Annotated in this window: 14 protein-coding genes; 11 read left to right on the forward strand and 3 right to left on the reverse strand. The window is 65.2% G+C overall.

Annotated features, from left to right (window positions below; all coding sequences use genetic code 11):
• The first annotated feature begins 32 nt into the window (after window positions 1-32).
• The 9 genes from dld to K7G82_RS24030 all read left to right on the forward strand — a co-directional run bounded on the left by dld (window position 33) and on the right by K7G82_RS24030 (window position 7633).
• A complete protein-coding gene (gene dld, locus K7G82_RS23995) occupies window positions 33-1739 on the forward strand; it encodes a D-lactate dehydrogenase (protein WP_222992498.1) in 1707 nt (568 codons plus the stop codon).
• 90 nt (window positions 1740-1829) lie between these two features.
• On the forward strand, window positions 1830-2735 hold the full coding sequence (locus K7G82_RS24000) for a heme o synthase (RefSeq protein WP_222992499.1): 906 nt from the start codon (window positions 1830-1832) through the stop codon (window positions 2733-2735).
• Entirely contained in the window at window positions 2732-2860 is a 129-nt protein-coding gene (locus K7G82_RS30105) for a hypothetical protein (protein ID WP_281423060.1), read from the forward strand. The genes K7G82_RS24000 and K7G82_RS30105 overlap by 4 nt, the downstream gene beginning before the upstream one ends.
• Window positions 2857-3420, forward strand: a complete 564-nt coding sequence (locus tag K7G82_RS24005) for a cytochrome c oxidase assembly protein (protein ID WP_222992500.1) — start codon at window positions 2857-2859, stop codon at window positions 3418-3420. Before K7G82_RS30105 ends, K7G82_RS24005 begins: the two co-directional genes overlap by 4 nt.
• A 39-nt stretch (window positions 3421-3459) precedes the next feature.
• Window positions 3460-4308: a cytochrome c oxidase subunit 3 gene (locus K7G82_RS24010; protein ID WP_222992501.1), complete on the forward strand. Its 849-nt coding sequence runs from the start codon at window positions 3460-3462 to the stop codon at window positions 4306-4308.
• A gap of 19 nt (window positions 4309-4327) precedes the next feature.
• Window positions 4328-4693 (forward strand): DUF983 domain-containing protein, encoded by a 366-nt coding sequence (locus tag K7G82_RS24015; RefSeq protein WP_222992502.1) that lies wholly within the window; start codon window positions 4328-4330, stop codon window positions 4691-4693.
• The gene (locus K7G82_RS24020) at window positions 4690-5319 is read left to right on the forward strand and encodes an SURF1 family protein (RefSeq protein WP_222992503.1); all 630 of its coding nucleotides are present in this window, start codon (window positions 4690-4692) and stop codon (window positions 5317-5319) included. The genes K7G82_RS24015 and K7G82_RS24020 overlap by 4 nt, the downstream gene beginning before the upstream one ends.
• Before the next feature lie 44 nt (window positions 5320-5363).
• On the forward strand, window positions 5364-6767 hold the full coding sequence (gene thrC / locus K7G82_RS24025; RefSeq protein ID WP_222992504.1) for a threonine synthase: 1404 nt from the start codon (window positions 5364-5366) through the stop codon (window positions 6765-6767).
• A complete protein-coding gene (locus K7G82_RS24030) occupies window positions 6764-7633 on the forward strand; it encodes a class I SAM-dependent methyltransferase (RefSeq protein ID WP_222992505.1) in 870 nt (289 codons plus the stop codon). The genes thrC and K7G82_RS24030 overlap by 4 nt, the downstream gene beginning before the upstream one ends.
• Window positions 7634-7754: 121 nt before the next feature.
• Here the strand turns inward: K7G82_RS24030 and K7G82_RS24035 are convergent, their stop codons facing one another.
• A complete protein-coding gene (locus tag K7G82_RS24035) occupies window positions 7755-8801 on the reverse strand; it encodes a beta-propeller fold lactonase family protein (RefSeq protein WP_222992506.1) in 1047 nt (348 codons plus the stop codon).
• Window positions 8802-8838: 37 nt separating this feature from the next.
• Window positions 8839-11151, reverse strand: coding sequence for a TonB-dependent receptor (locus tag K7G82_RS24040; RefSeq protein ID WP_222992507.1), 2313 nt, complete (start codon window positions 11149-11151; stop codon window positions 8839-8841).
• Window positions 11152-11581: 430 nt separating this feature from the next.
• On the opposite strand from K7G82_RS24040, the gene K7G82_RS24045 reads away from it, so the two are divergent.
• On the forward strand, window positions 11582-12634 hold the full coding sequence (locus K7G82_RS24045) for an NAD(P)H-quinone oxidoreductase (protein WP_222992508.1): 1053 nt from the start codon (window positions 11582-11584) through the stop codon (window positions 12632-12634).
• Between the two features lie 42 nt (window positions 12635-12676).
• On the opposite strand, the gene K7G82_RS24050 is transcribed toward K7G82_RS24045, so the two are convergent.
• Window positions 12677-14026, reverse strand: a complete 1350-nt coding sequence (locus tag K7G82_RS24050; RefSeq protein ID WP_222992509.1) for an MFS transporter — start codon at window positions 14024-14026, stop codon at window positions 12677-12679.
• 186 nt (window positions 14027-14212) lie between these two features.
• Between K7G82_RS24050 and K7G82_RS24055 the strand changes: the two genes are divergently transcribed.
• Window positions 14213-15142, forward strand: a complete 930-nt coding sequence (locus K7G82_RS24055; protein WP_222992510.1) for a 2-hydroxyacid dehydrogenase — start codon at window positions 14213-14215, stop codon at window positions 15140-15142.

Consider the following 15142-nt stretch of genomic DNA (forward strand, 5'->3'; position numbering starts at 1 on the left):
GCCACGACCGGGCATGGCAGGAATATGACGGCATGAAAAAAGCCGAAGACCATCGACATCTGATCGCCGCCTTGTCGGGCATCGTCGGCAGGCGCCATGTGCTGACCCAGGCGGGGGCGACGCGCTTCTACCGGCTCGGCTTCCGCAGCGGCGCGGGCGACGCACTCGCTGTGGTCAGGCCGGCAAGCCTTGTCCACCTGTGGCAGGTGTTGCAGGCGTGTGCGGGCGCGGACGTCGCCGTCATCATGCAGGCCGCGAATACCGGCCTGACCGGCGGCTCCACACCAGCGGAAGGCGGCTATGATCGCCCTGTGGTGATCGTCAGCGTCAGACGCATCAAGGGCATCGTGACGCTCGACGATGCCCGACAAGTCCTTTGCCTGCCCGGCTCGACTCTGCATGAACTCGAACGAACGCTGCGCCCGCTGGGTCGCGAACCGCATTCGGTGATCGGTTCGTCCTGCTTCGGCGCGTCCGTCATCGGCGGCGTCTGCAACAATTCCGGCGGATCGCTGGTCAGACGCGGAACCGCCTATACGCAATATGCCCTGTTTGTCCGATCAACGCCCGATGGCGGGCTGGAACTCGTCAACCATCTGGGCATTGATCTGGGCGACGACCCGATCGAGATGCTGCGCAGGATCGACGACGGTCATTTCACGCACCCGACAGCCGATGGCTCACTGTCGGCGAGCGACACCGGTTATGCCCGACAGATCCGCGATATCGATGCAGCAAGCCCGGCGCGCCACAACGCTGATCCGCGCTGCCTCTATGAAGCCTCGGGCTCCGCCGGCAAGGTCGCGGTGCTCGCGGTCCGCCTCGACACCTTCCCGCTCGAAGCGGAAACCCGTACCTTCTACATCGGATGCAATGATCCTGCCCGGCTCGCCGAACTCCGCCGGCGAATTCTTGGGGATTGCGACACGCTGCCGATTGCGGCGGAATATCTGCACGCCGAGGCCTTCGATCTCGCCGATCGTTACGGCAAGGATCAGTTCCTGCTGATCGACTGGCTCGGTACCGATCGACTGCCCCGATTCTTTGCGCTCAAGAGCCGGCTGGACGGGATGTTTTTCCGGTTCCGATGGCTGCCCGCCAACCTTGTCGATCGCGCGCTCCATATCGCCGGCCGATTCTGGCCGGATCACCTGCCGCACCGCATGCGCGCGTGGCGACAACGTTTCGAACACCATCTGCTGCTCAAGACATCCGCCGGCGCCGCGGCGTCCGAAATGCGTGAACTCTTGCACGATTGGCAGAGCCAGGATTGCGACGTTTTCGAATGTTCGGCGGCAGAGGCGCAGAAGGCCTTCCTTCACCGGTTCGTGATCGCCGGTGCCGCGATTCGCTGCCAGGCCGTCAATCCACGGCGAACCGGCGGCGTCCTAGCCCTGGATATCGCGCTGCGGCGCAACGATCGTGACTGGTTCGAGACGTTGCCGGAACCGATCTCCGCGCAACTGCTGCACCGCCTCTATTACGGTCATTTCCTCTGCCATGTGCTGCATCAGGATTACATCACCGCGCCCGGCACCGATTGCGAGGCACTGAAAGCGCAAATGCTGGCGCAGCTCGACGCGCGCGGCGCACGCTATCCGGCGGAGCACAATGTCGGGCATTCCTATCGTGCGCCGCCCGCGCTGGCCGACTTTTATCGCGACCTCGATCCCGCCAACCGGTTCAATCCCGGTATCGGCTTCACCTCCCGTCTACGCAACCACGCACCGGATCGCTGATCGATCGGCCCTTGCGCACCCGCGTCGCAAACGCCCGAATCGCCTACACCCTTTTCTCCGCGCCGCCTTCGGCCTATAGGCCCGGCTGAAATGACCCCGGCGACCTTGCCTTCCACTTCGATTCCGGCCGACTGGCGGGATTTCCTGGCGCTCACCAAACCATCGGTGATGCGCCTGGTGGTGTTCACGGGTCTCTGCGGCCTGCTCGTCGCCCCCGGCGGCATCCATCCGGTGCTCGGCTTCACCGCGATCCTCTGCATCGCGCTGGGCGCAGGCGCGGCCGGCGCGCTCAACCAGTGGTACGAGGCGGACGTCGATGCGAAGATGAAGCGGACGGAGCAGCGACCGCTGCCCGCCGGGCGCATGGATCGCCAGTCCGCGCTCCACTTCGGCGTGGGCCTGTCCTTCTTCTCGGTGATCCTGATGGGCGTGGCGACCAACTGGCTGGCCGCCGGCATCCTGGCGGTTTCGATCCTGTTCTACGTCATCGTCTACACGATGTGGCTGAAGCCGCGCACGCCGCAGAATATCGTGATCGGCGGCGCCGCCGGCGCCTTTCCGCCGCTGATCGGCTGGGCGGCCGTCACGGGTGACGTATCCGCGCTGCCGGCGCTGCTGTTCCTGATCGTCTTCCTGTGGACGCCGCCGCATTTCTGGGCGCTCGCGCTGTGGGTGCGCATCGACTATGCCGCCGCCGGCATTCCGATGCTGCCCGTCGTCGCGGGCGAGCGCACGACGCGGCGCCAGATCTTCCTCTACACCCTGCCGATGGCCGCCGCCGCGGTCGCGCCCTGGCCGCTCGGCCTGGCCGGCCCCGTCTACGGCATCTCGGCGATCGCGCTCACCGGCTGGTTCCTGGTCCGCGCCGCGATCGTGGGCTTTCGCCAGAGCACGCCCGACGATGCGATGAAGCCCGAAAAGGCGCTGTTCGCATGGTCGATCCTCTATCTTTTCCTCATCTTCGGCGCGCTCGTCGCCGACCATTGGCTGTCATGACCCCCGAAGAACAGGATCTTGTCCGCAAGCGCCAGAAGTCGCGCGCGATCGTCATGGGGCTGCTGCTCGTCGGCTTCGTCGTGCTGATCTATGGCATCACCATCGCGAAGCTGGCCGGATCATGACCGACGCGACGGCAGGCACGCTGGAGCGCGGCAAGCGCCGTACGGCCGTTTCGATGGTCATGCTCGTCACGGGCATGGTGTGCCTGGGCTATGCCTCCGTACCGCTCTATCGCCTGTTCTGTCAGGTCACGGGCTTCGGCGGCACGACGCAGCGTGCCGAGGCCGGCGCGATGGTCAAACCCGTCGCCGGCAAGACGATCTCGATCCGATTCGACGCGAATCATGCGCCGGCGCTGCCCTGGAGCTTCGAGCCGGAGAAGCATGTCGAGACCGTGACGATCGGCGCCAACGAAATGGCGTTCTATTCGGCGAAGAATCTGTCCGACAAGCCGGTGAGCGGTATCGCCAGCTACAATGTCAGCCCGACCCAGGCGGGCAAATATTTCACCAAAGTCGAGTGTTTCTGCTTCAGCCAGCAGACGTTGGAGCCGGGCCAGCAGGTGCGCATGCCCGTGATCTTCTTCGTCGATCCGAAGATCCTGGACGATCCGGACGCAAACGATATCAGCGAAATCACCCTCTCCTACACCTTCTTCCCGGTGGACCCGGAAAAAGGTTGAGGTTAGGGAACAGCCAAACAGGGTAAGGGACACGCCAAAATGGCCGGAGCGAAGAACCACGACTATCATATTCTGGCGCCGAGCCCGTGGCCGATCATCGGCTCGTTCTCGGCGCTCGCCATGGCGGCGGGCGGCATCATGTGGATGCACGACGTCGCGGGCGGCGGCTGGGTGTTCCTGGCCGGCCTGGCCGGCGTGCTCTTCACGATGTTCTCCTGGTGGTCCGACGTGATCAAGGAAGCCAATTCGGGCGATCACACGCCCGTCGTGCAGCTTCACCTGCGCTACGGCATGATCATGTTCATCGCGTCCGAAGTGATGTTCTTCGTCGGCTGGTTCTGGGCCTGGTTCGATTTCTCGCTCTTCCCGCGCCCGATCCAATATGTCGAAGGCGCGGTCGAGGTGATGGCGACCGGGATCGGCCAGTGGCCGCCCAAGGGCCTGGAAGTCCTGAACGCCTTCGAACTGCCGCTGCTCAACACGCTGATCCTGCTCTGCTCGGGCTGCACCGTCACCTGGGCGCACCACGCGCTGATCCATGGCGATCGCGAAGGCCTGAAGAAGGGCCTGTGGCTCACGATCCTGCTGGGCGCGCTGTTTTCCGCCATCCAGGCCTATGAATATGCGCATGCGCCGTTCGGCTTCGGCGGCAGCACCTACAGCTCGGCCTTCTACATGGCGACGGGCTTCCATGGCTTCCACGTGCTGATCGGCACGATCTTCCTGATCGTCTGCCTTGTCCGCGCCTATCGCGGCGATTTCACGCCCCGCCAGCATTTCGGCTTCGAAGCCGCCGCCTGGTACTGGCATTTCGTCGACGTCGTGTGGCTGTTCCTCTTCGTCGCCGTCTATGTCTGGGGCGGCTGGGGCGCGCCGGTCCACGGCTGACCCGATTGAAATACCGCCAATGACCCATCAGGCCCCCGATGCCGCGCGCGCCGCGCTCGGGGGCCTTTGTCCGCGCTGCGGCGCGAAGACCTTGTTTTCAGGCTGGGTGAAATTCGCGCCCGCCTGCCGGACCTGCGGCCTCGATCTTGCCCAGTTCAATGTCGGCGACGGGCCGGCCGCCTTCCTCATCATGATCGTCGGTGCGATCGTCACCATCGGCGCCGTCGCCCTCCAGCTTTCCGTCGAACCGCCCTTCTGGCTGCATATCCTGATCTGGGTGCCGCTGACGCTGGCGCTGGTGATCGGCCTGCTCCGCATCGCCAAGGGGGCGCTCGTTTCGCTCGAATATCGCAATCGCGCGCGCGAAGGCCGGCTGGTCGAATGAAACGCTGGCCTATAATCCCGACGATCATCGTCGCGGCCGCGATTCTTATCATGATCGCGCTCGGCATCTGGCAGTTGCGGCGCGCCGACGAGAAAGAAGCGCTGATCGCGGTCTATGCCGCCAACCAGAGCAAGGGCGAGATCGCCTATCCGACGCTCGCCCCCATTCCCGAATATGCGCTGTTCCGCCCGTCCTCCGCCAATTGCCTGGCGGTGACCGGATGGCGCAAGGAAGCCGGGCGCAGCGCCGACGGCCAATCCGGATACCGCTTCATCGCCGAATGCCGGACGGGCGCGGAAGGCCCGGGCCTGCTCGCCGATATGGGCGTGGGTCGCGATCCGCAGGCGGTGCCGAAATGGACCGGCGGCATGGTGCATGGCCGTATCGGCACCGAACCGCAGCATACCAGCCTGATCGATCAGTTGCGCAGCAAGGCGCCCCCGCCCCGGCCCATGCTGATCTCCCTCCAGGCCGCACCCGGCCTCAGCCCCAGCGCAAGACCCTCGCCCGAAGACATTCCCAACAATCATCTGGCCTATGCGGTCCAGTGGTTCCTGTTCGCTGGGATCGCGGGAATCATCTATTGGCTGGCGCTGAAACGACGCAGGCGCGCTCAAACGGCTTGAGCTCGGTTGCGCGGCCGCCCGCGCGCCGCTAAGGCCGCGCGGTCATGCGATATATCAGCACCAGGGGGAGCGCACCTGCGCTCGATTTCGAGAGCGTCACGCTCGCCGGGCTCGCCACGGACGGGGGGCTCTACGTCCCGGAAAAATGGCCATCGCTGTCGCAGGACGAGATCGCCGGCATGGCCGGGCTCTCCTATGTCGAGACCGCCGTCCGCGTCATCGCGCCCTTTGTCGGCGACGCACTCGACGAGGATGCGCTGCGCGCGCTCTGCACCCAGGCCTATGGCCGGTTCGAACATGACGCGGTCACGCCGCTCGTCCAGCTCGACCACCGCCACTGGCTGCTCGAACTCTTCCACGGCCCGACGCTCGCCTTCAAGGACGTCGCCCTCCAGTTGCTCGGCCTGCTGTTCGAGCGCTTCCTGAGCAATCGCGATACGCACCTGACCGTCGTCGGCGCGACATCGGGCGATACCGGTTCGGCGGCGATCGACGCGCTTGCCGGCCGCGCCAAGGTCGACATCTTCATGCTCCATCCCGATGGCCGCGTGTCCGACGTCCAGCGCCGGCAGATGACGACGGTGCTCGCGCCCAATGTCCACAACATCGCGATCCAGGGCGATTTCGACCAGGCCCAGGCGATGGTGAAGGCGATGTTCGCCGATCCCGATTTCTCGGGCCGGTTCGCGCTCTCGGCGGTCAATTCGATCAACTGGGCGCGGCTGATGGCGCAGGTGGTCTATTATTTCTACGCTGCGGTCCGGCTGGGCGCGCCGCATCGCCCGGTTGCCTTCTCGGTGCCGACGGGCAATTTCGGCGATGTCTTCGCCGGCTATGTCGCGGCCAAGATGGGCCTGCCGGTCGCGCGGCTGATCGTCGCCACCAACATCAACGACATCCTTCATCGCGCGCTTTCGGCCGGCGATTATTCGCAGGGCACCGTGGTGCCCACCGCGACGCCGTCTATGGACATTCAGGTCAGTTCCAATTTCGAACGGCTGCTGTTCGATCTGAACGGCCGCGACGCGTTCCAGCTCGCCGAATCGATGCGCGAGTTCGAAACCAATCGCGCGATCTCGCTCACCACGCGCCAGCGCGAGGGCGCGAGCGCGATCTTCACCAGCGCACGCGTCGATGGTGACGACATGCAGATGGCGATGCGCTGGGCCTGCGAACGTGCGGGCCAGGTGATCGATCCCCACAGCGCGATCGGCCTCGCCGCCGCCGCGCGCGCCGAGGATCTGGCCGCCGGCGTGCCGATCGTCACGCTCGCGACCGCGCATCCCGCCAAATTCCCCGACGCGGTCGAACGCGCGACAGGCGCCCGCCCGGCCCTGCCGCCGCGCGTCGCCAATCTGTTCGAACGCGAGGAGCGCTATACGGTGCTGCCGGCGACGCTCGACGCGGTCACCGCCTATATCGCAGAGCGCGCGACGCCGCGGGGATGACGCTCGAAACCCTGATCGCCGAACCCTGGGCCGATTACGGCCTGATCGACTGCGGTCATGGCCGTAAACTGGAACGCTATGGCCGGTATCGCTTCATCCGGCCGGAACCACAGGCGATGTGGGCGCCCGCGTCCGACGATTGGGATGCGCACGGCGAATTCGTGCCCGGATCCGACGAGGATGGCGGCGGGCGCTGGGAATTCGCGAAGCCGATTCCACGCGAAGGCTGGCCGCTCGGCTGGGACGATGTCCGCTTCACCGCGCATTGCACCCCGTTCCGCCATCTCGGCTTCTTCCCGGACATGAGCCCGGTCTGGTCGTGGATGCGCGATCAGGTGAGCGATCTGCCCCACCCCGCGATCATGAATCTGTTCGGCTATACCGGTGTCGGCACGCTGGCGATGGCCGCGCGCGGCGGCGAGATGGTGCATGTCGACGCATCGAAGAAATCGGTCGAGGCCGGCCGCCGCAATGCGACGCTGTCCGGCCTGGCGGACCGCCCGGTGCGCTGGATCATCGACGATGCCGCCAAGTTCACCGCACGCGAGGTACGGCGCGGCCGTCGCTATGACGGCATCCTGCTCGATCCGCCCAAATATGGCCGCGGCCCGGAAGGCGAGGTCTGGAAGCTCGAAGAAGGCCTGCCCGGGCTGATCGGCGATTGCAGCAAGCTGCTCGACGCCGAATCGCGCTTCTGCTTCCTCACCGTCTATGCCGTGCGCATGTCGGCGCTCGCGATCGGCGAACTGATGCGCCAGGCCATGGCCGGCCTGCCCGGCAAGGTCGAGGCCGGCGAACTCGCGGTGCGCGAGGAGCGTCGCGGCCTGTTGCTGCCCACCGCGATCTGGGCGCGCTGGTCGCGGTGATCGTCAGCCTCAGTCTCAGCGCCAGAGCGATTTCCAGTTCGATGGAATCGTCGAACGCCTCGGAAATCGCGGTAAAACAAAAACCTAGAGCATGTGATCCGCTTCCAGTGGATCACATGCTCTAAGGTACGTCGATCACGCTCAGCCGCTGCGGCAATGTGCCCGCCGGAACTTTCCTGATCTCCTTCAACCCGTCGAGATCGACGACGGAAATGCTGTTCGATTTGCGGTTGCTGACGAAAGCGACCTTCGAATCGGCGCGGATAGCGATCCAGTTGGGATCCTCGCCGACCGGCACCGTGCCGCGCAGCTTGAGGTCGGGCAGGCTGTAGACCGCGACATAATTGCCGGTCGAGGCCGCCGCGACGATCGCGCGGCCGTCGGGCGTGATCGCCAGCCCGTGATCGACGGTATGCGGATAGGCCTCCGGTGCCGGCACGCTGGCGGGCAGCTTGGGCAGTTCGACCACCTTTTCGAGCGCGCCGGTCGCGAGATCGCGCACTTCGAAGCCGTGGAAGCGCGAGAGCTGGTAATAGACCTTGCCCTGCTTATCGAACTGGAAGGGGCGCACCCCCTCCCGCGTATTGATCGTGCGGACGACATCGCCGCTGGCCGCGTCGTAGACGAGCATCGCATCGATGAACATGTTGCCGACCACGAGATGCTTGCCGTCCGGCGTCATCTTCGCGCCGTGATTGCCCATCACGCTGAACAGGCGCTTCAGGATACGTCCGGTGCGCGTGTCGAGCACGACGATCCAGCTCCTGTCGGCAAGCGTCACATAGAGTTCGCGGCCGTTGCTGTTGACGGCCATGTGATTGGGCAGCCCGTCAACGAAGGTTTCCCAGACCAGCTTGTTCGTCGCGGTATCGATGCCATGGACCAACCCGCCCTCGCCGACCGTGGACCCGAGCGGACTGTTGTTCGAAAGCATGACGTTGGTGAAGGCCATCGTGCCGTCGGGCAGCCCGACCACATCGTCGGTATAGCCGCCGATCGGGATGCGGGTGACCGGCTCGAAACTGTTCGCGTCGATCACGACGACTTCCTCGGACTTGCTGGCCTGGACATAGACCAGCTCGCGCGCACTCGCCGCACCCGGCACAAGCAGCGCCGCAGCCATCGCAACCGCGCTCATCGTCGCGCGCAGGCGTCCATCGAATCTCATTTTTCCCTCCCCGTGAATTGCCTCGCCGTCGCCGCGATCAGAATTCGTAGCGCGCGGAAATGCCCATGGTGCGCGGGGCGCCGATGGTCTTCACCGTGTATCCAAGGCCGGCCCCCGCCACCGAGACGCCGCTGGTGTAATATTTCTTGTCGGCGATGTTGCGGACCCAGACGCCCAGATCGAGCGGCTGGCCGAACGGCTGACGCCATTCCAGCCGCGCATTCATCGTCGTGTATCCGGGGTTGATGCCTTCGGGCAGGATATTGTCGTCCGAAAGCTGGGTCTTCGACTGGGTATAGACATCGAACTGCGCCGTCGCCTCGCCGGCATTGCCGCCCAGTTCGTGACGCAGCAGGATGCTGCCGCCGCCCGAATGCCTGGGCGTGTTGGCGAACATGAAGCCCGACCGATCCTGCACGCCACCGCCCACGATCGGCACCAGCCAGCTCTTATATTTGGCGTCGGCCAGGCTGTAATAGCCCCGGATCTGGATCGCGCGGATCGGCGACCAGAGGACATCGGCCTCGAGGCCGCGCACCCGCGCCGACGCCGCGTTGACCACGCGCGTGATGAGGATGGTCGAACTGCCGGTCGAGACCGTCTGGGTCTGGGTCCGCTGGATATCCTCATAATCCTGGTGGAAGAACGCCAGATTGGTGCGCAACGTGCCGCCGCCGATGTGCCAGTCCGCCTTCAGGCCGATCTCGTAATCGGTGACGAATTCGGGCTCGAACGGCGCGAACTGGGCGGGGATGTTCGCACGCTGATTGACGCCGCCCGACCGGTAGCCCTTGCGGCTCGCCACATAGAGCAGATGATCGGGGCTGATCTGCCAGTCCAGGCCCAGCGTCCAGGTCGGCGCGTCGGCCTTGTAGCCGGCCTGGCGGACGCAGGGGGAAAGCGGGGTGCCGCCGACATCGGCGGTCAGGAGAGCGCAATTGCCGTTGTTGAACGAAGTCCGCGCGATCTGCCGCTGATCCCAGGTATAGCGCAGCCCCCCGGTCGCGGAGAGCCCGTCCAGCCCCGGTATCTTCAACGTCGCCTGCGCGAAGAGCGACTGGCTCTCATTCTTGACGCGGCCGATGCTCTGCGCGTTCTGGATGAAGGTGGGGCGGTAATCGAGCAGCGTGTTCTGCCGCTCGGTACCCTTCTCCATGAACAGATAGCCGCCGCCGATCCATTCCAGCGCACCGCCGAACGACGATCCGCTGATCTGCAATTCGTTGCTATACTGGTTGCCGCGCAGATTGACGGTGCCGTTATACTGGTTCTGCGTGGTGCCGTCATAATCGAAGGGGGTCAGCGAGCGGACCCAGCGATATCCGAATATGTTCTTGATGGTCACATCGTCCAGATCGAACTCGGTGGTGTTGGCGATGGTGAGCGTCTTCACGTCGGTGCTGTCCGCCGGGATATTGGTGCGCACCGAATGGAAGGGTTCGTTCCGGCTCGACGCCAGTTCGCCCAGCGCAAGCTGGCCGAGCGTGGTGGAAGACAGCGTCGAACGCGCATTGAAGAGCTTGAAGGCGGTGCCGTTTTCGCTGGCCGCGAAATTGGTCACGAACAATGTGTTGGTCAGCCGGTCGCCAAGCCTGGCCTTGACGCCGAGGCGCAGCGAATAATTGTCGGCATCGTCATAGCGGACGCCGGTGCCGATGCCCGGCGTATAACCGCGATGCGCATAGGTGCGGCCGGACAGGCGGATCTGAAGCGCGTCGCTCAGCGGTATGTTCACCGCGCCCTCGAACGAGCGCAGGCCGTAATCGCCCAGTTCGGTCGCGACATAACCCTCGAACGAATCCGTCGGTGCCTGGGGCACGATCAGGATCGCGCCGCCCGTCGAATTGCGGCCGAACAATGTGCCCTGCGGGCCTTTCAGCACCTGGACCGACGCCAGATCGTACATGGCGCCATTAAGGCCATGCGCGCGCGCCTGGATGACGTCGGCGAAATAGACCGCGACCGACGGATCCTGCGAGAAGAGCGGTTCGAATTGCGATTGGGCGCGGATGACGAAGCGCGGGATGTTGGCGCTGAATGCGCTCGGCAACACCTGCAGCGACGGCACCGTGCGGGTGAGATCGGACAATGACACGACCGACTGGCGCGCGAGATCCGCACCGGCGATCGCGGTGACCGCGACGGGCACGTCCTGAAGCTGCTCCTCCTTGCGCCGCGCGACGACGACGATTTCCTCGAAGCCCGGCGCGCGTTCCTCCGCGGCGGTTTCGCCCTGTGCGGCGGCCGGCGTCGCCTGGGCATGCGCCGTCGCGGCGGCGAGCAGCGCGCCCGAACAGACCGAAGCGGACAGCATGAGGCGAACAGCCGGGTGCTGGATGAAGCATGTCATGAAATCTGATCCCCCGAAATGTGAAGCTGGCGGCCGGCGAGGAAGCCCGTGAACGGGCAAGCCGGCGGCACGGGAACAGAGAGGCGCAAGACGGGCGACAGGCATCGACGCAAGCCGAAACCGGCGGCGTGAACCTTGTTCGGATGATCCATGACACCCTCCCTATCCGCGGCCTCTCTGGGCGGCTCGGGACTCAATATGACCAAGATAATATCAATCGTCAACCTGGATAACGATTGTTCCAGCAATCCACCTTGCGCCGCAATCTCTCGTATTCTCAAATAATATATAATTATATCATATATTTATTTGATATATCAGAATCGATGCGGCGAAAGATTTTCCCACACCATCGATATTTAATCGTATTGCTGGTTTACGATCTGGACGCGACACGATAGGTCGCCGGCCGCAACGAGGGAGACAGGAATTGCGGGAATTGCCCAAGACCATGCGCGCGATCGAGATCGTCGCCCATGGCGCACCCGACATGCTGCGGCCGACCGAACGCCCCTGCCCCCGGCCCGAATCCGGCGAATTGCTGATCGAGGTCGCGGCGGCGGGCGTCAATCGGCCGGACGTGTTGCAGCGGGAGGGCAATTATCCGCCGCCGCCCGGGGCAAGCGATCTGCCGGGACTGGAAGTCGCGGGAATCGTGCGCGCCTGCGGCGACGGCGTTTCGCCGTCCTGGCTCGGCCGGACCGTCTGCGCGCTCGTGCCGGGCGGCGGCTATGCCGAATATTGCATTGCCGCCCCCGAACTGTGCCTGCCCGGCATTGCAGGCTTCAGCATCGCGGAAATGGCGGCGATCCCGGAGAACTGGTTCACCGCCTATGACCATGTCGTGCGCGGCTGCCGACTGATGCAGGGCGAGAGCCTGCTGGTGCATGGCGGAACGAGCGGCGTGGGCATCGCCGCGATCCAGCTCGGGCTGGCAACGGGCGCGCGCGTCTTCGCGACCGCCGGCAGCGACGCCAAGACCACCTGGCTTCGCGATCTCGGCTGCACCGAGGCCGTCAATTACCGGGAAGCGGATTTCGTATCGGCGCTGCGGCAGGCCACCGGCGATGCCGGCATCGATGTGATCATCGACATGGTCGCCGGCCCCTATCTTGCGCGCAACATCGATCTGCTGGCCGAACGCGGGCGCATTTCACTGATCGGGGGGATTGGCGGCGTGGTCGCGGACGGGATCTCGATCGCGCCGATCATGCTCAAACAGGTGACGGTGACGGGCAACGTGCTGCGCACCCGCCCCGCCGCCTACAAGGCGGAACTCGCCGCCTCGCTTCACCGCGCGGTCTGGCCGCTGTTCGAGCGCGGCGACGCCCGCCCGGTGATCGATCGCAGCTTTCCGCTCGACCGCGCCGCCGACGCGCACCGGCTGATGGAAAGCTCCACGCATATCGGCAAGATCATCCTTATACCAGGTCTCGATGAGCATGACTCGTCGAGATCTGGTATCAGCCCGCGCGGCGCTTGAGCGAACCGATCGAGGATGCGTCAGCATCTTCGAGATCGCGTATTACGCCCTGATCGCCTCCACAGCGGCACCGGCCTCTTCGTCCAGCGCCGCGAGATACGCCTTGCGGCCGGACATCAGCAGGAGGATCGCGATCGACAGGACGACGCCGCCGACCAGCGCGATCGATTTGCCGACGGCCAGCGGATCGCCGAAAAGACGATCGGTCACCAAGGCGATCAGCAAAGGACCGACGCCCAGGCCGACGGCATTGTTGACGATCAGATAGACCGCCGAGACACGCCCCCTGAGCCTGCCCGGCGTCATGAGCTGCAGCGACGCCGCGGTGATCCCGCTCCACACCGCGCCGAACAGCGCGAACAGCAGCACACCGGCGATGACGAGCGCATGCGACGACGCAAGCCCCATCGTCACGCCGGCGACGCCCAGGCCGAGCCCGATGACCGGCCCCAAGACGAAGGGCGCGTCGCGCCGCCCCCTGCTCACCAGCCGATCGTTGAACGCCCCCCAGAACAAGGTGCCCGACGCGCCGAGAATGATCGTGCCCAGACCGATGAGCAGGCCGACCTGATGCACCGGGAAGCCGTGGCTGCGCATCAGATAGGTCGGCAGCCAGGCGCCCGCTCCATAGCCGAACAGCGAGAACAGCCCGAAACCACCCATCAACGCCAGATAGGCATGGCGGCGGCGCGACAATTGGCGCCACAGCCCCCCGGCCTCGACGGCGGCGACAGGCGCGCGTCGTGGCGGCTCACGCACCGCCATCATCAGCGCGGCGAGCAGCAGCCCGGGAAGCCCGACGCTGACGAACACCACCTGCCAGGGGCGCAGCACGCCGAGCAACGGCACCGCCACCGCCCCCACCGACATCGAGGCTTCGATGACATAGCCGCCGATGATCGATGCGAGCCCGCTGCCGAAGACCACGCCAAGGCCGAAGACGGACATAGCGCGCGACAAATGGCTGGCGCGGAAATAGTCGGTGATCATCGAATAGGCGCCCGGGCCCAGCGTCGCCTCCCCCACGCCGACACCCATGCGCATCAGGAACAATTGCGCGTAGCTGGACGACAGCCCGCACCCGGCGGTGAAGAGCGACCAGGCGGCGACCCCGGTCGCGATCACGCCCTTGCGCGACACGCGATCGACCAGCGCGCCCATCGGCAACCCCATCAGCGCGAAGAAGATGGCGAAGGCGGGGCCGAGCAACAGGCTCATCTGCGTGTCGCTGAGCGCCAGGTCCCGCTGGATCGGTACGACCATCAACGCGATGATCTGCCGATCGATGAACGAACAGGCATAAAGCGCGCTCAGCACGCCGACCGCGAACCATCCTTGCGACGCGCGTGGATAATTTTCAGCCCTTTGCACGCCGGTTGACGTTTCTTCCATGCCCGATGGCTCCTCTGCCCAGACGCTCCATGGCCGACCGGATCGGTCCATCACCTGTGCGCCACGGCATGGCAATAGAACAAAACTTCGCCGGCCCAAACCACCAAATGGCTACCCGGTTGACCCTTGCCAAGAACCGCTTCAGGATCTAACCGCAACCGCCTGTTGAATCGAAAGGCAACTGGGTTGACGATAGATATCGCGACATTGGGCTTCTGGATGCACGACGAAGTCGCGGCATTGCTGGGCGGCGGATTCCGCCTGCACAAGCTGTGGAACGCCGACGATCTCGACGCCGCCGGCCCCGCGCTCGACGGGATACGCGCCATTCTGACCTATGCGGGTGCCCAGCCCGTCGGCCGCGCATTGCTGGATCGCCTGCCCGCGCTGGAGCTGATCGTCGTGATGGGTGCGGGCATCGACGCGATCGACGTCCAGACGACCTCGGAACGCGGCATCGCCGTCCGCAATACCCCCGGCACCAATGCCGACGACGTCGCCGAGCTGGCGATCGGCCTGATGATCGCGGCGGGCCGCGGCATCGTTTCGGCCGATGCCGCGATGCGCGCGGGCGACTGGATCAACCGCACCAGCGATCGATTGAGCGGGCGGCCGATCGGGCTTCTCGGCATGGGCAATATCGGCAAGGCGATCGCGCGCCGCGCCGCCGCCTTCGACATGCCGGTGCATTACCATGCACGCGCTCCGCAGCCCGATCTGCCTTATCATTTCCATGCCGAGCCCGGCGCGCTCGCACAGGCGGTGGACGTGCTTGTCGTGGCCGCGCCCGCGACGCCCGAAACATATCATATCGTCGACGATGCGATCCTGACGGCGCTCGGCGCCAGGGGCATCTTGGTCAATATCGCGCGCGGCTCGCTGGTGGACGAGGATGCGCTGCTCGCGGCGCTTTCCGAAGGACGGCTCGGCGCGGCGGGCCTCGACGTGTTCGAACATGAACCCGTTTATGCTCCCGCCTTCCGCACGCTGCCGAACGTCGTGCTGAGCCCGCATAACGGCGCCAACACCTTCCAGGCGTTCGCCGCGACCCGGTCGCTCGCGACCGCGCTGATGCGCGCGCATTTCGAACAGGAAACAATCGAGGGAGAGGTGTGA

This window comes from Sphingomonas colocasiae (assembly GCF_019880585.1).
GTDB lineage: Bacteria > Pseudomonadota > Alphaproteobacteria > Sphingomonadales > Sphingomonadaceae > Sphingobium_A > Sphingobium_A colocasiae.

What these genes read in the sequence shown, in the direction of transcription:
- dld (WP_222992498.1), top strand. Translation starts at nt 33, where the DNA reads ATGAAAAAAGCCGAAGACCATCGACATCTGATCGCCGCCTTGTCGGGC.
- K7G82_RS24000 (WP_222992499.1), top strand. Translation starts at nt 1,830, where the DNA reads ATGACCCCGGCGACCTTGCCTTCCACTTCGATTCCGGCCGACTGGCGG.
- K7G82_RS30105 (WP_281423060.1), top strand. Translation starts at nt 2,732, where the DNA reads ATGACCCCCGAAGAACAGGATCTTGTCCGCAAGCGCCAGAAGTCGCGC.
- K7G82_RS24005 (WP_222992500.1), top strand. Translation starts at nt 2,857, where the DNA reads ATGACCGACGCGACGGCAGGCACGCTGGAGCGCGGCAAGCGCCGTACG.
- K7G82_RS24010 (WP_222992501.1), top strand. Translation starts at nt 3,460, where the DNA reads ATGGCCGGAGCGAAGAACCACGACTATCATATTCTGGCGCCGAGCCCG.
- K7G82_RS24015 (WP_222992502.1), top strand. Translation starts at nt 4,328, where the DNA reads ATGACCCATCAGGCCCCCGATGCCGCGCGCGCCGCGCTCGGGGGCCTT.
- K7G82_RS24020 (WP_222992503.1), top strand. Translation starts at nt 4,690, where the DNA reads ATGAAACGCTGGCCTATAATCCCGACGATCATCGTCGCGGCCGCGATT.
- thrC (WP_222992504.1), top strand. Translation starts at nt 5,364, where the DNA reads ATGCGATATATCAGCACCAGGGGGAGCGCACCTGCGCTCGATTTCGAG.
- K7G82_RS24030 (WP_222992505.1), top strand. Translation starts at nt 6,764, where the DNA reads ATGACGCTCGAAACCCTGATCGCCGAACCCTGGGCCGATTACGGCCTG.
- K7G82_RS24035 (WP_222992506.1), bottom strand. Translation starts at nt 8,801, where the DNA reads ATGAGATTCGATGGACGCCTGCGCGCGACGATGAGCGCGGTTGCGATG.
- K7G82_RS24040 (WP_222992507.1), bottom strand. Translation starts at nt 11,151, where the DNA reads ATGACATGCTTCATCCAGCACCCGGCTGTTCGCCTCATGCTGTCCGCT.
- K7G82_RS24050 (WP_222992509.1), bottom strand. Translation starts at nt 14,026, where the DNA reads ATGGAAGAAACGTCAACCGGCGTGCAAAGGGCTGAAAATTATCCACGC.